The sequence below is a fragment of the Rahnella sp. RFA10(1/100) genome (assembly GCF_004195115.1).
Classification (GTDB): Bacteria; Pseudomonadota; Gammaproteobacteria; order Enterobacterales; family Enterobacteriaceae; genus Rahnella; species Rahnella perminowiae.
This window is the reverse complement of record NZ_SEWR01000005.1, coordinates 201,890-222,653: the sequence shown is the minus strand read 5'-3', so window position 1 is coordinate 222,653 and position 20,764 is coordinate 201,890. Positions and strand designations below refer to the sequence as shown.

Sequence of the window (20,764 nt, the reverse complement as noted above, 5' to 3'; positions counted from 1 at the left end):
CATGAACATGAAAACAGATACCGACCCGACACAAAACCGCATGCTGCATCTGGATCAACAGATGTGTTTCGCGCTTTACTCTGCGAATCTGGCACTGCATAAGGTTTACCGTAAGTTGCTCGGGCAGCTCGGGCTCACTTATCCGCAATATCTGGTGATGCTGGTGCTGTGGCAACGTGATGAAGTCACGGTGTCGGAAATTGGCGAAAAACTGTTTCTGGATTCAGCGACCTTAACGCCGCTGTTAAAGCGCCTCGAGGCGGCAGATCTGCTGGTGCGTCAGCGCGCCAAAGCCGACGAACGTCAGGTGATTATTTCTCTCACCGCTGCGGGTAAGATGTTGCGCGAAAAAGCGCAGGGTATCCCCGAAGCCATTCTGTGTGCGACAGAATGCGATGTCGGCGAAATCGTGGCGCTGAAACAGCAGCTCGAAGTATTACGGGCTAAGCTTCAGGATAAAGCGTAAGTCTGAGTGCCGTATGAAACAGACGATTCCGCAAGTGCTTCTTCGGAGTGTCGGATAGTATTAATAAAGTAGTGTGCGATTAAATCGTTTAAAACTAATAAGTGTTTATCACCGATAAGGAACGAAATATGTCTATTGAAAAAGTTGTGTATCGTGCTCATGCATCCGCGACCGGTGGCCGTGATGGCCGTGCGACTTCCGATGACGGCGTTCTTGACGTCAAACTGGGTGTGCCAAAAGAGATGGGCGGCATGGGGGGCGGTACTAACCCTGAGCAACTTTTTGCTGCCGGTTATTCCGCCTGTTTCCTTGGTGCACTGAAAGCCGTGGCCGCGCAGGAAAAAATTAAGATCCCGGCTGACGCTAAAATTGAAGGTGCGGTAGGGATTGGAGCCATCCCTGGCGGCTATGGTATTGAAGTGCAGCTTGATATTACCCTGCCGGGCTTTGAGCGCAGCGAAGCCGAAGCGCTGGTGGCTAAAGCACATCAGGTGTGCCCGTACTCCAACGCGACCCGTGGCAATATCGACGTCACGCTGAACGTTAAATAGTGTTCTGATCCACTCCACAACGCCTTCACCAGGGGAATGTTGTGATGTATCAAAACAAAAATCTCAGGAGGCTCCGGCCTCCTTTTTGCTTTTTCCGAGTGTATTCCCTGACAAACAGAAAACATTCAAAAAAAATTGATGTCGCCGGACAGGCATAACCCTTCTGAACGCCATATACACCTCATTCTCAGCATAATCTGTGAACCAGTCCGCTATAAACATGTCACAATGATTCCAAATCTTTCAAAATACGTTAGGAAAGTTACTTTTCATGAATAGAGTGAAGACTCTATCGCAGCAAAATATCTCTTTATTGTTAGCGATTTACATTGGCATTTTTTTGAATGTCTCTGTGTTCCAGCGCCGCTTTGCTGCATTGGTCAATCATTTCACATCAGCTGAACTGGTGCAGGCCGTCACTGAAGTCTGCGCCATCGTCTTATTCACCTTCTTTGTTCTGCGTCTCCTCTCACTGGGCGGGCGGCTGTTCTTCCGCGTTATCGCCAGCTTGCTGGTGCTGATTTCCGTTGCTGCCAGTTATTACATGGTGATGTTCAATGTGGTGATCGGTTACGGCATTGTGGTGTCGGTGATGACCACTGATATCGATCTGAGCAAAGAGATCATCGGTTATCACCTGTTTATCTGGATGGCGCTGGTCAGCGCAATCCCCCTGTTCCTCATCTGGAAAAACAATCTGCGCTTTACACTGATTGAGCAGATGAAAACGCCGGGACAGCGGGCGTTGCCTTTAACTGTGCTGCTGGCGGCGGCATTGCTGGTCTGGTTACCGCTGCGTTCTCTGGATCACGCCCAGAGCGTCAATGAGAAGAAAACTAACGTGGATCTGCCGAGTTATGGCGGCGTGGTCGCGCACTCTTATCTGCCCTCTAACTGGCTGGCTGCACTGGGTTTGTACGCCTATACGCAGGTGGATGAAAGTCAGGATGCCAGCCATTATTTTGATCCTGCAAAAGAATTTACTTATATGCCACCCGCCGGTATTGATGACACCTATGTGGTGTTTATCATCGGTGAAACCACCCGCTGGGATCACATGGGGATTTTAGGGTATGAGCGCGATACCACGCCGCGCCTGTCCAAAGAGAAGAATCTGGTCGCGTTTCGCGGGACATCCTGCGATACGGCCACTAAGTTGTCACTGCGCTGTATGTTCGTGCGTGAAGGCGGTACGGCGGATAACCCGCAGCGTACACTGAAAGAGCAGAACATATTTGCAGTCATGAAGTCGCTGGGCTTCACCTCTGAGCTGTTCGCGATGCAAAGCGAGCTGTGGTTCTATAATAATGCTGACACCAATAATTTCTCCTTCCGCGAAATCATCGCCTCGGAAAAGCGCAACGATGGCAAACCGGTGGATGACATGTTGCTGGTCAATGAGTTACAGCAATCACTGGCAACGCATCCTAAAGGCAAGCATCTGGTGATCCTGCATACCAAAGGCTCGCACTATCTGTATTCCCAGCGCTATCCGCGCAGTTACGCCCGGTACACACCGGAGTGTAAGAGCAATACCTGCACCAAAGCGGAACTGATTAATGCCTTCGACAATAGCGTGTTGTATACCGATACCTTTATCGACAACGTGATTGATCAGTTGCGTGATAAGAAAGCGCTGGTGTTTTACGCCTCGGACCACGGTGAATCTATCGATGAGAATTCGCATCTGCACGGTACACCACGTGAGATGGCACCGCCGGAGCAGTTCCGCGTGCCGATGATGGTATGGGCTTCGGATAGTTTCCTTGAACAACCGGACCATAAACTGGCATTTGAGCAGTTACAGGCGCAGCAACGTGTGGGCGCAAAGAAACGCCATGTGGAGTTATTCGATTCAATTTTGGGCTGCCTGGGCTACACCTCGCCAGACGGTGGTATCAATCCGGCGAATAACTGGTGTGCCAAACCTCAGGCAGAACAGAAGTTGTAGGTCATTTTGGCGGCGTATCGGATAATTTCTGGCCAGTCAGTTCGGATGTTTCAAAAAGCCATTGACGCTCCCAGGGGGTCGCAGTAAGATGCGCCCCATTCGGCGAGTAGCGCAGCTTGGTAGCGCAACTGGTTTGGGACCAGTGGGTCGGAGGTTCGAATCCTCTCTCGCCGACCATTTTTGAAAAACCTGCTTTTAAAGCAGGTTTTTTTTCGCCTGTAGTAAAGAGGATGAGAACCTCCGAAGGAGGTTTGAGCCGAGCAAAGCGAGACCACGTTGCTTTAGCAACGGCCCGTAGGGCAAGCATCGCAGATGCGCGTAATCCTCTCTCGCCGACCATATTTGAAAAACCTGCTTTTAAAGCAGGTTTTTTTTCGGCTGTAGTAAAGAGGATGAGAACCTCCGAAGGAGGTTTGAGCCGAGCGAAGCGAGACCACGTTGCTTTAGCAACGGCCCGCAGGGCAAGCATCGCAGATGCGCGTAATCCTCTCTCGCCGACCATATTTGAAAAACCTGCTTTTAAAGCAGGTTTTTTTTCGCCTTTTTCCGCTTGCAATTTATGAGCCAGAGTTTAAAAACCCTATAACATATTGGTTTCAATTCCTGTCCACCCGCTACCGGCTTCATGCCGGAAAAACAACCAAAAGCAGTACGCAAAATCATCTGCACCATCATTGTGCAATTGCGCTATTTTGGGGTTTTTTAAGGGTGCTGGCTCAACGGCTTTCACTGACGGGTCGACGCCGTTTGCTGCACTTCTCAGCATTTTCCGCTGGTTTCCACCCCTATCTCAAAAATAACCGTTCATATATTCATCATTTAGCCAGAAATTTTTAGGGTTTTAAAATGGGTGAAACCCCCGTGAATATTCTTTTATAAAGGGGAATGTGTGGTTATTCCGTGCTCAGACTGAACATTCATCCTGATTTGGTTAACAAAATGTTTTTTTATGTTTGTTTGTTGTAACTCACAGTCTGTGTAAATGCCTGATGGTTATATTGACGTCAAGGAAAGGAGTTGCCAAATTGATAGCCCCAAGGAAGACCAGTGATTATTTCCGGTAAGATTTTGTAAAGTAATCTTTACACTTCGAAGGAAAAAAATGGCAGTTCACCATGCTCTGGTTGGACTATTGCAGCGCACGAGCAAACACAGTCACCCGCAAATAAAAACAAAGGGTGACGTGAGCTGTATACACAACACACACATCCACATCACCATTAATCGATGGAGCAGAAGCGATGACAATCTCTTTAGGTAAGTCGGGGCTACTGAAATTCAGTATGGGCCTGATTGCGCTGACCGTTGCGGCCAGTGTCCAGGCAAAAACATTAGTGTATTGCTCCGAAGGTTCACCTGAAGGCTTCAACCCTCAGCTGTTCACCTCAGGCACTACGTATGACGCAAGCTCCGTACCTATCTACAACCGTCTGGTTGAATTCAAGATCGGCACCACGGAAATCCAGCCGGGTCTGGCTGAGAAGTGGGACATCTCTGCTGATGGTAAAACTTACACCTTCCATCTGCGCAAAGGCGTGAAGTGGCAGGACAACAAGGAATTCAAACCGACCCGTGATTTCAATGCGGACGACGTGATTTATTCCTTCGAACGTCAGCTGGACAAAAATAACCCATACCACGGCGTTTCTGGCGGCAGCTACGAATACTTCGAAGGTATGGGCATGGGTGATCTGATCAACAAGATCGTCAAAGTGGATGACAATACCGTGCAGTTCGTACTGAACCGCCCTGAGTCTCCGTTCCTGGCCGATCTGGCGATGGACTTCGCTTCTATCCTGTCTGCGGAATACGCTGACAACATGCTGAAAGCGAAAACGCCTGAAAAAGTCGACCTGGATCCGATCGGTACCGGTCCGTTCCAGCTTGTGCAATATCAGAAAGATTCACGCATCCTCTACAAAGCCTTCCCGGGCTTCTGGGGCACCAAGCCGCAGATCGACCGTTTAGTCTTCTCCATCACGCCTGATGCTTCCGTGCGTTACGCGAAACTGCAGAAAAATGAATGCCAGGTGATGCCATACCCGAACCCGGCTGACATCGCGGCAATGAAGAAAGATAAATCCATCAACCTGATGCAACAACCGGGTCTGAACGTGGGTTATCTGTCCTTCAACGTTGAGAAGAAACCACTGGATGAAGTGAAAGTGCGTCAGGCACTGACCATGGCTGTGAACAAAAAAGCCATCATCGATGCGGTTTATCAGGGGGCTGGCCAGCCTGCTAAAAACCTGATCCCACCGACAATGTGGGGCTACAACAAAGATATCGTTGATTACCCCTATGATCCGGCTAAAGCCAAAGAATTGCTGAAAGAAGCAGGTCACCCAGATGGCTTTACTATCGATCTGTGGGCGATGCCTGTACAGCGTCCGTATAACCCGAACGCACGTCGTATGGCTGAAATGATCCAGGCTGACTGGGCGAAAATTGGCGTGAAAGCCAACATCGTGACCTACGAGTGGGGCGAATACCTCAAGCGTGCGAAAAACGGTGAGCATCAGTCTGTGATGATGGGCTGGACCGGCGACAATGGGGATCCGGATAACTTCTTCGCTACCCTGTTCAGCTGTACTGCTGCCAAAGACGGTTCCAACTATTCCCGCTGGTGCTACAAGCCGTTTGAAGATTTGATCCAGCCAGCCCGTGCTGAATCTGATCACGCCAAACGTGCTGCGCTGTACCAACAGGCTCAGGTTGTGATGCATGACCAGGCACCTGCGCTGATCATCGCTCACTCCACTGTGTATGAACCTGTTCGTAAAGAAGTTAAAGGGTATGTCGTAGATCCGCTCGGCAAACACCACTTCGAAAACGTCTCAATGGAGTGATCGCTTACTGAATAACCCGGGAGCTGCGTTGTGTGGTGCTCGCAATCTTCGCCTACCTGAAGGTATGTCTTGATTGCTGTGCTCCTCCGCCTTGCTCGCGGGCCATTCAGTACAGCCTTGATTCTCAAGAAAGAAATGTGAGCCACAATAAGCCCGGCGAGCTACGGTTCGCCGGGCATTTTATACAGAGAGTACGGGATATGTTGCAGTTCATACTCCGACGTCTGGGGTTAGTTATCCCAACGTTTATCGGCATTACTTTGCTGACTTTTGCCTTCGTACATATGATACCAGGCGACCCGGTCACCATCATGGCAGGCGAGCGCGGTGTTTCCCCCGAGCGTCATGCCCAGCTGATGGCAGAAATGGGGCTTGATAAGCCTCTTTATCAACAATATTTCCACTACGTGAACGGGGTGCTGCATGGCGACCTGGGCACGTCCTTAAAAAGCCGCACCCCTGTCTGGCAGGAATTCGTACCGCGCTTTAAAGCGACACTGGAACTGGGCATTTGCGCGATGATTTTCGCGATCATTGTCGGTATTCCGGTGGGTGTGCTGGCGGCGGTAAAACGGGGATCGATATTCGACCACACGGCCGTGGGGATCTCGCTGACCGGCTATTCGATGCCGATATTCTGGTGGGGGATCATGCTGGTCATGCTGGTCTCGGTGCAGCTTAATCTGACGCCCGTCTCAGGTCGAATAAGCGACACCGTCTTCCTGGATGACAGCCTGCCGCTGACTGGTTTTATGCTGATCGATACGCTGTTCTGGGGCGAACCGGGTGATTTCGTTGATGCCGTGATGCACATGATTTTACCGGCCATTGTACTGGGCACCATTCCGCTGGCCGTGATTGTGCGTATGACCCGTTCTTCCATGCTGGAAGTGTTGGGTGAGGATTACATCCGTACCGCGCGCGCCAAAGGCGTCAGCCGCATGCGGGTGATTGTCGTCCACGCTCTGCGCAATGCGTTGTTGCCGGTGGTGACCATCATTGGTTTGCAGGTCGGTACGCTGCTGGGCGGCGCGATCCTGACCGAAACTATCTTCTCCTGGCCGGGACTCGGCCGGTGGCTGATCGACGCACTCCAGCGCCGCGACTATCCGGTCGTGCAGGGCGGGGTGTTGCTGGTCGCTACTCTGATCATTGTGGTTAACCTGCTGGTAGATGTGCTCTACGGCGTGGTCAACCCGCGTATTCGCCACAAGAAATAAGGGGCGCACAATGTCTCAAACCACTGAGCCGGTCGCTAATGAATTAGTGACGGCTGCGCCAGTGCCGATGCCGCCGATGCGCGAATTCTGGCATTACTTCAAGCGTAACAAAGGGGCCGTTGTTGGCCTGGTTTACATCATTATCATGCTGGTGATCGCGATTGGTGCAAACGTGATCGCTCCGCATCTGCCTGCTGAACAGTTCCGTGACGCGCTGCTGCGTCCGCCGGTCTGGATGGAAGGTGGCAGCTGGAAATTCCTGCTGGGCACTGACGACGTGGGCCGCGATATACTGTCGCGGCTGATGTACGGCGCACGTTTATCGCTGCTGGTCGGGTGTCTGGTGGTGGTGCTTTCTCTGATCCTCGGCGTAGTGTTCGGTTTGTTTGCCGGCTACTACGGCGGTGTGGTTGACGCCATCATCATGCGTGTGGTCGATATCATGCTGGCCTTGCCAAGCCTGTTGCTGGCACTGGTGCTGGTGGCGATTTTCGGCCCGTCGATTATCAACGCCTCGCTGGCACTGACGTTCGTCGCTTTACCGCACTATGTCCGCTTAACCCGCGCGGCGGTGCTGGTGGAAGTCAACCGCGACTACGTCACCGCTTCGCGCGTGGCCGGTGCCGGTTCTGCGCGCCAGATGTTCGTCAATATTTTACCTAACTGCTTAGCGCCGCTGATCGTTCAGGCATCGCTCGGCTTCTCCAACGCCATCCTTGATATGGCAGCGTTGGGCTTCCTCGGTATGGGCGCACAGCCGCCAACGCCGGAGTGGGGCACCATGCTGTCGGACGTCTTACAGTTTGCTCAAAGTGCCTGGTGGGTTGTGACCTTCCCCGGCGTGATCATTCTGCTGACGGTGCTGGCATTTAACCTGATGGGTGATGGCCTGCGTGATGCCCTCGACCCTAAACTTAAGCAGTAAGGGGTTGGAGATGGAAACAACATTAACGAATGATATTCAGGTCGGTAAAACGTTGCTGACCGTAGATAAACTCTCCGTGCACTTTGGTGACGAAGGGACGCCGTTCCGCGCCGTAGACCGTATCAGTTACAGCGTAAAACAGGGCGAGGTGGTCGGGATTGTCGGCGAATCCGGCTCCGGTAAATCGGTCAGTTCACTGGCGCTGATGGGGCTGATCGACTTCCCCGGTAAAGTGATGGCGGAAAAACTGGAGTTCGGTGGTCGTGACCTGCAAGGCATGAGCGAAAAAGAGCGCCGTCAGATTGTCGGTGCCGAAGTCGCGATGATTTTTCAGGATCCGATGACCAGCCTCAATCCGTGTTACACGGTTGGTTTTCAGATTATGGAGGCCATTAAAGTACACCAGGGCGGCAATAAAAAGACCCGTCGTCAGCGCACCATTGATTTGCTGAATCTGGTGGGCATTCCGGATCCGGCTTCACGACTTGATGTCTATCCGCACCAGCTTTCCGGCGGCATGAGTCAGCGTGTGATGATCGCGATGGCGATTGCCTGTCGGCCAAAATTACTGATTGCCGATGAGCCGACCACCGCGCTCGATGTGACCATTCAGGCGCAAATCATCGAGTTGCTGCTCGATCTGCAACAACGCGAAAACATGGCGCTGATGCTGATCACCCATGATCTGGCGCTGGTGGCCGAAGCCGCGCAGCATATTATCGTGATGTATGCCGGGCAGGTGGTGGAGTCGGCAAAAGCCACGGAAATTTTCCGTGCGCCACGCCATCCGTATACGCAGGCGCTGCTACGATCCCTGCCGGAATTTGCGGTGGATAAAGCCCGTCTGCAATCCTTGCCGGGTGTGGTGCCGGGCAAGTATGACCGTCCGAACGGCTGTCTGCTGAATCCGCGTTGCCCGTATGCAACCGACCGTTGTCGTAAAGAAGAACCTGCGCTGCGTGACCTCGCAAACGGGCGTCAGTCGAAGTGCCATTATCCGCTGGATGATGCCGGGAGACCTACTTATGAGTCCTGATAACACCCAACCTCAGCCGCTGTTGTATGCGATTGACCTGAAAAAACATTACCCGGTGAAGAAAGGCATCTTCGGCCAGGAACGTACCGTGAAGGCGCTTGACGGCGTTTCTTTCACTCTCGAACGCGGTAAAACGCTGGCGGTAGTGGGAGAGTCCGGCTGCGGGAAATCCACGCTGGGCCGCCTGCTGACTATGATTGAAGTGCCGACCGGCGGTGAGCTGTATTACCGCGGGCAGGATTTACTGAAACCTGACGCCACGGCAGAAAAGCTGCGTCGTCAGAAGATCCAAATCGTGTTTCAGAATCCGTACGGATCGCTCAACCCGCGTAAGAAAGTCGGACAGATCCTCGAAGAACCCTTGCTGATCAACACCAAACTTAGCCGCGAAGAACGTCGCGAAAAAGCGCTGGCAATGATGGCGAAAGTGGGCTTGAAAACCGAGCATTACGACCGCTATCCGCATATGTTCTCCGGCGGTCAGCGTCAGCGTATTGCTATTGCCCGCGGTCTGATGCTGGATCCGGATGTGGTGATCGCCGATGAACCGGTTTCCGCACTGGATGTTTCCGTGCGTGCGCAGGTGCTGAACCTGATGATGGACTTGCAGCAGGATTTAGGGCTGTCTTACGTTTTCATCTCGCATGATTTGTCCGTGGTGGAACATATCGCTGATGAAGTGATGGTGATGTATCTGGGCCGCTGCGTGGAGAAGGGGCCGAAAGACGCCATCTTCAGCAATCCGCGCCATCCGTACACCCAGGCCTTGCTGTCTGCGACGCCTCGCCTGAATCCTGATGATCGCCGTGAACGCATCAAACTGACCGGCGAACTGCCAAGTCCGCTGAATCCGCCAGCCGGTTGTGCGTTTAATGCCCGCTGCCGCCGTGCGTTTGGCACCTGCAAACAGTTCCAGCCACAGCTGAAACAGTACGGCGATCAGCTCGTCGCCTGCTTTGCCGTCGATCAGGATGAAACCGGCACAACGCAGACTGTTGCCGTAAATCAGTAGCCTTGCTGACATCTCACTGAAAAATACAAGCCCGCGAAATGGACTGCAGTCCAAAAGCGGGCTTTTTTGTGGGGGATTTTCACGATGAAAACTCTTATTAATGCAACTCAGATCAACAACAGATTAAAAAACGCGAATAATATTACCCTCCCTGATAGCACTAATTATCTGACTATTTGGAAAATAATATATATAGATAGATGATATTTATTTCGTGAATGATTTGTTCAGTTTAATGATTAATATACATTCAGAACGTCAATTAAAAGGAATTATGATGTCGCAAATCAGATTACCTGCTGTGATAAAAATGGCGTTTACTATATCGCTATTTTAGATGTAAATGATGGTTTTAAAAAATTCTCTGAGGCAGATTATACATCCTGGCATTCATTTTCCAGAGATGATCTCATTTGTTTCGATGAGATAAAATCAGAAAGCAGATGCATAGAAAAAAATGTTCTTATGGAAATAACGGCTGGGACAAATGGGAAAATAGGATATATTTTCGATGGTGAATATATTAATTAAAGGTCTACACATAATAAAAAAGGCCAGTCAGATTTCCCTGACTGGCCTTCATATTTCAAAGGGGATTATTTACCCTTTATGACTCGCCCACCAGCTCAGCAATTGCAGGCAGGAAGAGTAGTAATCGTCTTTCGGGGCCAGGTTCGGGCTGATGGCGGCAGCGTTGGCCATGGTGAAATCGCGCACGGCTAATAATCCCGGCGACATGTTGTAGCCCGCTTTGGTGCCGGTCATCACGTCAATCCAGGCCGGTGTCGCGTCGCGTGGGGATTTCTGCCACCACAGAATGAACGGTGCCATCTGCGGGCTGCCCGGATGCGCCCAGCCGAGGTACAGCGGGATACGCACTGCGTCGTAACTGAAACGCGTTGGCCAGCGGCTGGCGGGTTTCAGGGTGCCATCGGCCTGCAGCTCGACCCAGTCGGTCGGCAAGCGGAAATCACCGAACGCCATTTTGCTGAGCATCGCCGTGCTGCTTTCATCCAGATCTTTCCATACCTTTAAATGACTGTGCGCATAAAACGCCTGCCAGGCCGGGAAGATGAAATAGGACGGATTGACGGTCACGTTGCTGGTCTGATTGAAGCCTTTTACGCCCGGCAGCATGACTTTGTAACCTGCATAATCAATCACATTGTATTTGATCAGCGCGGCTTGTAATTTTTCAGAGGCTTTGGTGTAACGGGCATCGTTCCACTTGTCGCCTGCCAGCAGTAACGCCCACGCCATCAGCGTATCGCCATCAGAGGCGTTGTTGATATCTGCCACATGCGGCGTGCTGTTTGGGTCATAACGCCATGAATACAGGCCGATATCTTTACGGTAAAGGGTGGTGTTTGCCCATTGCCAGAGTTTGTCGAAGGCAGCCTGATCGTCATTAAATACCGCGAGCAGCATACTGAAACCCTGACCTTCGGTGTGACTGACATTTTTATTGGCGGTATCAATGATTCGCCCGTCCGGCATCAGAAAGCGACTTTTATAAGCAGACCAGCCGGCTTCCTGCGCCATTACAGCGGAACTGAAAAACGCGAAAATAAGGCTGAGCCACAGCACCAGGCCGTAGCGCCGAAATAACAACATAGAGATTCCTTACAAACCATTTTGATAACGGAAAACGAACGCACCTTCCGGTGTGATTTCCTGCCAGCGCAGCGGAACATAGGGTTGCCCGCCTTGTGATAACAACCACTCGGCATACAGTCCTTCAAACAGGGAGATGAGCGCGATGGACCACAACTCATCATCCTGCCCCTGCGGTGAGACCGGCCAGGCAATGTGCACCAGCGCCAGTTGTTGTTGTGTCGCTTCCAGCTTCACCACTCCCCAGTCAAAATGCCTGAGGAGTTGATTGATATTGTCTTCCAGCTCGCCAAGTGTCGCAGAACCCGGCAACGGATGCTGACGTGCCAGATTGTTGCCCATCAGGGTCAGAAAACGGCGCCCATCTTCGTCATCGGCGGACGCCAGAATACCTGAAAATAGCACCTGCACCAGGCTTTGCCAGCCGGGTGTGGTATGACGCTGTCGATAATATTCCTGCGCGACCTGTGAATAGCTATGTTCTTGCATGGTTTTATCTCACCGCGATTAATTTTGACCCATCAGATAACGGAAGTAGACCTGCGCTTTACTTTCGTTGTAATCACCGAAAGTATCGTAGCCAACCTGTCCGCCAATCTGCATGCTTTTGTTCAGGTGATAATTGCCGCCCACGCCGGCATTCCAGCCGATACCGTTTTGCGTTTTGCCGCTGTAGTAGGCTTCAGTGCCATAGCCTGCCGCCACCAGATCTTCCAGCTGTTTCTGTAGGTCCGGATTATTCGGGAAGTAGGCGCTCTTATCCTGAGAATAAGACTGATAACCCACCGCACCGGACAATTTAAGATCCCAGTCGTCATACTTCTGGGTGTATTCCACCGGGAAGGAGACACTGACATAGTTTTGCGGGCTGAAGTAACCGCCCTGACCGAAGCTGTAATAACTGAGGTTTTTGTCGAAATCCATGTAACCGACGTTGATGCCGGTTTTCAGTTCACGATCGTCATAACGGAACGGACGGACATACAGACCGGCATTGGCGTTCACCGATTTGTTGCTCTTCACGTTATTACCCAGATAGCTGTAATAACCCGCTTCGGCGTAAAAACCGGCGTCGCCGTCATCGTATGACAGATTGACACTGCCGCCGTTTTTAGTGACCTGTCCCCATTCTTTGCCGCTGTAATTATCTTTAGTGCCGACGTAGGACAGAATACTGTCAGTGACGGCCCGACGTTCAGCGGTCACGCGCAGAGTGGTGAAGTCAGTCAGTTTCGGTGCCCATTGCACGCCACCGACCAGCGAGTTCAGATCCTGCCCGAGTGGCGTACTGCCGACATCGGCTTTATAGCTGTCACCGGTCAGTGCGGCGTTAACTTCCACGCCTGTCGCGCTTTGATTACCGGCAGCCGGTGCCGCATAAGTCGTGGGGTCAGTACCCGCAATGGTGTTGTACGCCACGCACTGATCAGAGGTGGCGTTAGCCGATGTACAATTTGTACTGGCGTTAGTCGCTGCGGCTGTCTGCAATTTGGCAAATGTACTGTAGTTAGCAATATCCAGACCGGCTGCGGCTGCGGCGGCAGCCACATCTTTCTGTGCCGACTGCGCCTGTGCCAGTGCGCCCTGACCAAACCGGGCGTTAGCGGTACCGGACGGGCTGCCTGCGCTGAGGGAAACCGGCGTGACGCCGATACTCAGACGCGAGGTATCAAACGGCACGAAAGCAAAGGTCATCGGCGCTTTGGCTTCGGTCAGCTGGCTGAGGCCGCTTTCACCGTCACGGCCACGAATCGACATATCACCTTGTGCCCAGGTCGCGGTTTTGCCCTGTAAATCGTCAAGCATGTCGTCGATCTGTTTTTCAGTGGCATTACGCTGTGTCACCGCCGTCGGTGCGGTGGTTGCTACCGGAATATTCCCCGGGGTGGAGACTTGGTCCGATACCTGCCATGGCAACACGGTACCGTATGAGGATTGTGTCGCCGGACGCGAGGCCGAGGTACGCGTTGAGCGGTTGATGAACGGGTTGTCGCTGATCTGCAATCCCGCGACCTGTGCCGAACTGTCTGTGCCTTCCAGACCAATCATCTTCCCCTTCGCGGACCGCAATAACGCCAGCGCCTGCTGATGATCGCCCTGCGCTTCGGCGACGCGCGCTTCGAGTAACAAACGGTCCGGCGTACGCGGTCCGTGCAGGCCTTCCATCAGTGTTTTCGCACGCTGGTTATCGCCTTCACCCAGCGCAACGTTGATCGCACCGACACGCGCATCCTGCGTAGGTGTATCGTTACTCATCAGGTAGTTATAGACCTGACCGGCTTGTTTATTGAGTTTGCCTGACTGATACAGGCGCGCCATCGCCAGCATCAGGTCACGGTTTTGCGGATCCGCCTGCAACGCAACGACCAGCTTATCGTAGGCTGCCGCGTACTGACCCTGTTCGCGCAACTGGTCAGCCTGATTGATCACGAAACCGTCACGCAGGCTCGCCAGTGCGGTCGGGGAGGTGCCGGACTGGATTTGCGGATTTTGCAGGAAGGCTTGCGCCTCGTTGCTCAGGCCAGCCTGATTCAGCACGCTGATCTGATCGGCGTAATCCCCGGCATTGCCGTTGACGCCCTGACGCATATTCTGGCGGACCAGCTGCACTGCCAGCGGAAGCTGACCGGACGCCGCGAGATTTTTCGCCAGTGCACCGACATCCGCCGGTGCTCCGGGAGGATTCTGTGCCAGTGCGCGCAACGTATTGGATGCAGCGGCAGTATTACCCTGTTGCAGATAGTTTTCCGCATCCGCCATTTGCGCATTGAAATTGGCGCGTTGTGCCAGTTCACGCATACCCTGATTCTGGCTGCTACGTGGAATACGTGAGAGCAGGGCATTGGCAGTGGACCAGTTTTTGGTTTCTGAGGCGAATAAGGCTGCTGCGTACAAATCGGCAGAAGATGCACCCGGACGCGAAGAAGGCGCCATGAGCGACTGCGCCTGCGCGGTCTGCCCCTGCGATTGCAGGATGCGCGCCATATCCAGTTTCACCCAGACATTAGACGGCTGACGTTCAAGGGCCTGCTGAAGAATATTCAGTGCACGCTGCGGATCGTTGCTCGCCATGGCTTGTGCAGCCTGACGACGCATTGGCTCGATAACATCCGCCACGGTTGGCGGATTCATCTTGGTCTGAATGGCCGCTGGCAGCGTCTTCAGCACCTGATTAGCTTCGGCGGTTTTGTTCTGCTGACGCAGCACGTAATACAATCCGGCGCGGGCATCGGCGTTATCGCCCAGTGCACTGTATTGTTGCTCGGCGCCAGCCAGATCGCCTTTCCGGCGCAGAATATCAGCACGCAGCAGGCTGGCTGACTGACCTTTTTCGCCGCCGACCTGCGTCAGAGGGGTGACGGCAGCCAGTGCGGCATCGTAACTGCCGGAACCTGCGGCCTCTTTGGCTTTCGCTAACTGAGCGTAAAACGCGGAATCCTGGGCCTGGTTGCTCAGCTGGGCGCTGTTCGGGCCACCTTGTGCGGCGGCTTTGCTCAGATATTGTGATGCCTGCTCAAAATTACCGCTGCGCTGAGCGATATAACCCAAACCTGCCAGCGCATCGGCGTCGTTCGGGTTATCGGCCAGCACGCTTTCAAACTTAGCTTTCGCGCTGGTGACATCGCCACTGTTGAGTGCGGTGAAGCCCTGACCTTTTGCCGCGCCGCCAATGTTTTTCTGGAAGTATGCCATCACGCTGGTATCGTTCGGGTGACGCGCCTGATAGCCCTGATATAAATCACGGTCGTCTTCCTGCGGCGTCATCCACAGCAATGCCTGACGCAGTGAACGGTCCGCTTCGGTGCTGGAACCGGCCATGGTGCTCAGCAGTTTGATGCCGTCGCGGCGGGTTGATTCCTGATAAGTGAGCACCTTGCCCAGACCGAGACGCGCCTGCGTGTCGTCAGGACGCGAGGCAACGCGCTGTTGCAACCCGGCAATTGCCTGCGGCTGGAGCGACTTATCACCCGCCATGGTCAGATAATATTCAGTCACCAGACTGTCTGGCGGCTGGTTGCCGTTAAAAATGGTACGGTACGCCGAAAGTGCACCGCTGACATTGCCCTGCGCAGCCATCTGACGGGCAGAAGCTAACTGAGCCGGCGGAATTGACTGCATGGCTTTAGCGCTGTTGAGCGATGCCAGACGCGGATCGTCGGGCGAGACGGCGGCCAGTTTTTCACGCCACTGATTGGCTGCGGTTTTATCCCCGCCCTGCATGGAATACAGCGACATCAGGTACAGCGCCTGCACGTTGTTTGGCTCAACCAGCAGCACTTTCTGTAAGGCATTTTTTGCCAGATCATCATGAGCACGCTCATGCCAGTAAGCGGCCTGATCGAACAACGCTTTCATAGCAGGATTGGCGGTATCCGCTGCCAAGGTGGCAGCACTAAAACTTGCTACTCCGGCGATCCCTACCAGATAAATAGCCCTGATCACCGCCAGGGACAGTTTATGTTTTTTCATTTTCCAGCTCCGGTAATCGCCAGAGAGTCGCCGCCCGATATCGGTGCGATCTTCATTGTTTTTGTTATAAAGCCGATGCTTTTCATTTCTGACCCAGTCGTTTGGCCGCATGACGACGCAGGACGACGAACAGGCTCAGGCCAATCACCAGAGAAAGCAGGGTCGCAATCAATGACAGGATCACGATGTGGTTGCTGGCGTACCACAGCACCATCATGTACCACGGCATTTGCCCGGTCGGAAATTGCTGGCCGACTGAGAAGCTGCGGATGCCATTTTCATCGGTAATAATTGCCAGGTCACCCCGCACATTGGCGTTGATTTTGGGTGATTTCAAATCGTTATGGATTTTCAGCAACTGCTGATCGTCCGTACCGGTTGCCAGCACGACCACATGATCGGCAGACCAGCGCGAACGGTAGCTGACGAAGCCACGCCATGCGCCGGTTGAGGACAGATAACGGTCTGCATCGACCGGCTGGCGGTACCAGTCACCGGTCAGCCAGGCGACAACGCGCTGGATATCGGTCGGCGTTTTTACGCCCATCGCACCACCGTTGATGCTGAAAGGGGAATCCGCGAGTAACTGTTGAGTAAACGAGGTGTCGCCCAGCGTGGCGACGGCCAAAACATCGCGGTCAAACAGCGGATTATTTTGTTCATCACCTTTCAGACCAAAGGCCACCTGTACATGATTCACCGGCATGCCTGTGGCTTTACCGGCGCGGGAGGCCAGGTTGAGCAACGTATGGACTTCATCTGCCGTCGGCGCTGGCGGCAGCAACATCAGGGTATCGGAGAAGTCAGCCAGTTTGGAGTACGGATAAGATGCACCGACGAAATACGACAGGTTTGGTAACTGGGCAAAATGGTAGCTTCCGCTCAGATCGATGAAGGATTTTGGATCGATACGGCTCTTGATATTATCGCTGGTCAGGATGCCGCACGGCGCCTCTTTTTTCGGCTTGATATCAAAATAGAATTGCAGCTGGTTGTCACCATAAATCAGGTAGGGCGCGAGTTGCAGCGTATAACGTTCCTGACGGCTGTCACCGCCAAGGCGACGCCAGATGTTTTCCACCAGACCCACTTTGTTGACGGTCAGGCTGCGCAGGAAGTTGCTGTTAATGGAAACGTTGAGTCTTGAATTATCTTCATCAATCCAGTTTTCCGTCGGGAAACGGTAATCAATGCGCACCGGAATATTGTGTCCGTCCCACATGAACAGATCCGGCGCAGCGCGGAAAGCTACCTGAATGCCGTCGTGATAAATGCCGTTAGAAATCAGCGAATCCGGATCTTTACCCGCCAGTTCGCCCAGCGTCACCGGGCGGGAAGTGTCAATCCAGCGCGGCGCGTCATACAGTTTGCTGGTTGGAATAGTTTGCTGGGCCACATCCAGATGATCGACGTTGTTCGGCATACCGCCGCTGATCAGGCGATACGCGGACTGACGCAGTTCGTTATCATCGTTGCCGAGCACCAGCAGCAGTTTGTAGACCGGATTGATCGGATTATCGATAATCTGAAGCGAGGCACCTTTGCTCGCCGGCAAGGTCAGCGAACCTATTTTATCGCCCGGCTTGCCAAACAAAATGCCGTTCTGATCCGGCAGGTCGTTAAGAATGACCGGAAAATCTATGCTGCGATAATCGGACAACATGCCGAGATAAGAAGAGACTATCGCCGCAGCGCTGACATCGCCAGGTTTCATAGACGCAGAGAAACCCAGGGTAATTTTGGATTCCTGCATCTGCAGACCATCAAAGAACGGACGCGGGAAGTTACCCAGATTCCGGCCAATATTCAGTTGCTGACCTTCCAGCCCGATGCTGGTGGTCGGCAAAATAGTGACCCAGTATTTATCTGACTGATCTTTCTCGCAGGTCATGGTGTTGCTGTCATGTACGCGGAAGCTCAGGTTGTTGTTGGATACCACCATTGCCGACGGAATATCGAGATCGTAAACGTCGCCGCCGTTGCTGCTCTGGTTCAGTGGCAGGTTACCCAGCGGCTGGCCGTTGAGCATCAGTTCGAGCGTGGTATCGCGGGCAATCAGTGCCGGAGAAATTTTCAGTGCCAGCGACAGGTGCGCGTTGGTCACCACCTCATCGGCGGGCAGGGTGAAAATGATACCGGACTGCAACTGACCCCCGCTGAGCGTCAGGCCGTTTGGCTGGCCCATTTCGGCAACGGTGATATTGCTGGTCACCGGCTGAACCAGTGGCATCACCGGCGCAGCGGCAGAGGCATCAGGTATCGCCGTGCTGTTATTCACCGGTGTGGTATCAGACTGCGGCGTATCCGCAGCAGGGGCTGGCGTGGCATCACTGGCGGGTGCCGTTTCACCCGGTACGGGCGTGACCGGCGGTAGCCATGACGGCGCGGCTGGCAGGCTGGTGGCCGGATCAACGGCCGGTGCCGGCGCGTCTTCCGCCTGCGACAATGGCAGGCTGCTGAACATCAGCAACAAACCGGCAGTGATTTTCCTGAACAGGGATACACTGCGCGCAGCAGATAAACGGCACTTAATCATCAGGTTATAAGGTCGGTTCATGCTGCTTCACTCTTGCTGGCGGCGTCAGCGGGTTTATTTTTAACACGGCGCTCCTTCCACGTGTTGTAGAACAACTCGAACACGCAACGGATGATGCTTAGCAGGGATTTAAACGGGTTATCCGGCGGGTATTCTTCACCAATCCAGGCGTCAGCACGGCATAAGACCACGCGCACCAGTTCACGACGTTTCGATAATGGCAGATTTTCAAATTGCAGACGTAACCGCGCTTTGTCTCCGCTGATTTGTGTCACCGGGAAACTTTCCGCACCGGAAGACAACTGAATTTCCACTTCTTCAATTTCTTCATCCAGATAGCGCACGTCCGGCGTCACCAGCTGCACGCCGCCCATCGACATATCGATAGTGGTTGTGCGCAGTGAAATACCATTGGCGTAGTGAATAATCGCTGGGATCTCGACATCAATACGGATCGTTTTGCGTACCTGACGGGTTTCTTTCGCCACGGCAATCGCTGCCAGCAAAATCAGCACACTGAAACTGCCCCAGGCGATATTCAGCGCAATAACGCTGGGATCGATGGCAAAGTAATCATGAAATACGGCGCGTACGATGCCGTATCCAATCCCTGCAAGCATCATGAGCGCGACTATCAGGTGAGGTTTGACGATGTTGAAGTCGAAGAAACCGACATCCAGCAAACCGCCTTTATCCGTCACGTTAAACTTGCCGCGTTTTGGCGCGAACATCGTCACCAGCGTGGGCAGGATCAGGTGGAAGGCCATGACAGTTTCGTAAATTTCACCCCAGAAGGTGTAACGGAAACGGCCGTTCATACGGGAGTTAATGTACAGCGACATCACCAGATGCGGCAGCGCGTAAGCAAAAATCAGGCTGGCAGATGAGGAGATGATGTTCAGATTAAACAGCAGGAATGCCAGCGGTGCAGTCAGGAACACCACGCGCGGCAAACCAAACTGGAAGTGCAGCATGGCGTTCAGGTAGCACAGGCGTTGCTGCCATTTCAGGCCGCGGCCGAGCAACGGATTATCCACGCGGAAAATCTGCGTCATGCCGCGCGCCCAGCGGGTACGCTGAATAACGTGCAGCCCCAGGCGTTCAGTTGCCAGACCGGCTGCCAGCGGGATATCCAGAAACGCGGTATTCCAGCCACGACGCTGCATTTTCAGCGCCGAGTGCGCATCTTCGGTCACCGTTTCAACCGCAAAACCCCCGACTTCTTCCAGGGCCACACGGCGGATAACCGCACAGGAACCGCAGAAGAATGTCGCATTCCAGTTGTCGTTACCTTGCTGAACCGGGCCGTAGAACAGGGCACCTTCATTCGGCATGGTGCGGCCAGCGGACAGGTTACGTTCAAACGGATCAGGCGAATAGAAATAGTGTGGCGTCTGGATCAGTGCCAGACGCGGATCTTTCAGGAAGCTGCCGACCGTCGCCTGCAGGAAAGCGCGGGTAGCCACGTGGTCACAGTCGAATACGCAAATCAGCTCGCCTTTGGTGAGTTTCATCGCATGGTTCAGGTTGCCGGCTTTGGCGTGGGAGTTGTCATCACGCGTAATATAACCCACGCCTGCATCCGCAGAGAACACCGCAAATTCGTCGCGTTTACCGTCATCCAGCACGTAAATTTTGATTTTGTCTTTCGGATAATCGATGCACTGCGCCGCCAGAACGGTATCTCGTACTACATCGAGGCTTTCGTTATAAGACGGAATATACACGTCGACGGTTGGCCACAGCGTGGTGTCATCCGGCAACGGTTCGATGGTGCGTTTTAGCGGCCAGGTCGTTTGCAGATAGCCCAGCAATAAAATTAGCCAGACATAGAGTTCGGCGAGGAATAATCCAATCCCTAAAATAGCTTCTATTGTTGAATTGAAATGCAGCGTTTCTGTCGCACGCCAGTAAATATAACGCGTCGACATCATGATGGACATGATGACCATCACCACGCTAATCCTGCGGCTTTTACTGATGCCAAGCAAAAATAAAAGCCCGATGCTGATCAGGCCAAAAATGTACTGCTTCTGGCTGTCCATCGGGGTAATAATGATCACTGCTGCCACCGGCAGCAACAGAAGCACAAGGAAAGAAAACAGAAATTTATTCATCGCTTTTGGGGTCGCTG

Annotated in this window: 13 protein-coding genes, 1 tRNA gene and 2 other RNA genes; 11 read left to right on the top strand and 5 right to left on the bottom strand. The window is 53.2% G+C overall.

Annotated features, from left to right (window positions below):
* The first annotated feature begins 7 nt into the window (after positions 1-7).
* The 11 genes from ETV65_RS16630 to dppF all read left to right on the top strand — a co-directional run bounded on the left by ETV65_RS16630 (position 8) and on the right by dppF (position 10,010).
* The gene (locus tag ETV65_RS16630; protein WP_129953959.1) at positions 8-466 is read left to right on the top strand and encodes a MarR family transcriptional regulator; all 459 of its coding nucleotides are present in this window, start codon (positions 8-10) and stop codon (positions 464-466) included.
* 128 nt (positions 467-594) lie between these two features.
* Complete coding sequence (locus ETV65_RS16625) at positions 595-1,017, top strand: organic hydroperoxide resistance protein (RefSeq protein WP_013573432.1); 423 nt, start codon at positions 595-597, stop codon at positions 1,015-1,017.
* A gap of 271 nt (positions 1,018-1,288) precedes the next feature.
* On the top strand, positions 1,289-2,968 hold the full coding sequence (eptB, locus tag ETV65_RS16620; protein ID WP_129953957.1) for a kdo(2)-lipid A phosphoethanolamine 7''-transferase: 1,680 nt from the start codon (positions 1,289-1,291) through the stop codon (positions 2,966-2,968).
* 100 nt (positions 2,969-3,068) lie between these two features.
* Positions 3,069-3,145 (top strand) — tRNA-Pro (locus ETV65_RS16615).
* Positions 3,146-3,177: 32 nt separating this feature from the next.
* Positions 3,178-3,307, top strand: a non-coding RNA gene (locus ETV65_RS16610) — RtT sRNA.
* Between the two features lie 32 nt (positions 3,308-3,339).
* A non-coding RNA gene (locus tag ETV65_RS16605) (RtT sRNA) lies at positions 3,340-3,469 on the top strand.
* 740 nt (positions 3,470-4,209) lie between these two features.
* On the top strand, positions 4,210-5,817 hold the full coding sequence (gene dppA, locus ETV65_RS16600) for a dipeptide ABC transporter periplasmic-binding protein DppA (protein WP_129953955.1): 1,608 nt from the start codon (positions 4,210-4,212) through the stop codon (positions 5,815-5,817).
* Positions 5,818-6,017: 200 nt separating this feature from the next.
* Positions 6,018-7,037: a dipeptide ABC transporter permease DppB gene (gene dppB, locus ETV65_RS16595; RefSeq protein ID WP_129953953.1), complete on the top strand. Its 1,020-nt coding sequence runs from the start codon at positions 6,018-6,020 to the stop codon at positions 7,035-7,037.
* Between the two features lie 10 nt (positions 7,038-7,047).
* Positions 7,048-7,962: a dipeptide ABC transporter permease DppC gene (gene dppC / locus ETV65_RS16590; RefSeq protein ID WP_129953952.1), complete on the top strand. Its 915-nt coding sequence runs from the start codon at positions 7,048-7,050 to the stop codon at positions 7,960-7,962.
* A 10-nt stretch (positions 7,963-7,972) separates the two neighbouring features.
* Positions 7,973-8,998: a dipeptide ABC transporter ATP-binding protein gene (dppD, locus tag ETV65_RS16585; RefSeq protein WP_129953950.1), complete on the top strand. Its 1,026-nt coding sequence runs from the start codon at positions 7,973-7,975 to the stop codon at positions 8,996-8,998.
* Positions 8,988-10,010 (top strand): dipeptide ABC transporter ATP-binding subunit DppF, encoded by a 1,023-nt coding sequence (dppF, locus tag ETV65_RS16580; protein WP_129953948.1) that lies wholly within the window; start codon positions 8,988-8,990, stop codon positions 10,008-10,010. The genes dppD and dppF overlap by 11 nt, the downstream gene beginning before the upstream one ends.
* 600 nt (positions 10,011-10,610) lie before the next feature.
* Here the strand turns inward: dppF and ETV65_RS16570 are convergent.
* The 5 genes from ETV65_RS16570 to bcsA form a co-directional block, all read right to left on the bottom strand.
* On the bottom strand, positions 10,611-11,624 hold the full coding sequence (locus ETV65_RS16570) for a glycosyl hydrolase family 8 (RefSeq protein WP_129953946.1): 1,014 nt from the start codon (positions 11,622-11,624) through the stop codon (positions 10,611-10,613).
* Between the two features lie 9 nt (positions 11,625-11,633).
* Entirely contained in the window at positions 11,634-12,113 is a 480-nt protein-coding gene (bcsD, locus tag ETV65_RS16565) for a cellulose biosynthesis protein BcsD (RefSeq protein ID WP_129953944.1), read from the bottom strand.
* An 18-nt stretch (positions 12,114-12,131) separates the two neighbouring features.
* Positions 12,132-16,094, bottom strand: a complete 3,963-nt coding sequence (locus ETV65_RS16560; RefSeq protein WP_129953943.1) for a cellulose biosynthesis protein BcsC — start codon at positions 16,092-16,094, stop codon at positions 12,132-12,134.
* Positions 16,095-16,176: 82 nt separating this feature from the next.
* Positions 16,177-18,651 carry a cellulose biosynthesis cyclic di-GMP-binding regulatory protein BcsB gene (gene bcsB / locus ETV65_RS16555; protein ID WP_129953941.1) on the bottom strand — a complete coding sequence of 825 codons (2,475 nt, stop codon included), beginning with the start codon at positions 18,649-18,651 and terminating at the stop codon, positions 16,177-16,179.
* Complete coding sequence (gene bcsA, locus ETV65_RS16550) at positions 18,648-20,747, bottom strand: UDP-forming cellulose synthase catalytic subunit (RefSeq protein WP_129953939.1); 2,100 nt, start codon at positions 20,745-20,747, stop codon at positions 18,648-18,650. The genes bcsB and bcsA overlap by 4 nt, the downstream gene beginning before the upstream one ends.
* Positions 20,748-20,764 lie beyond the last annotated feature (17 nt).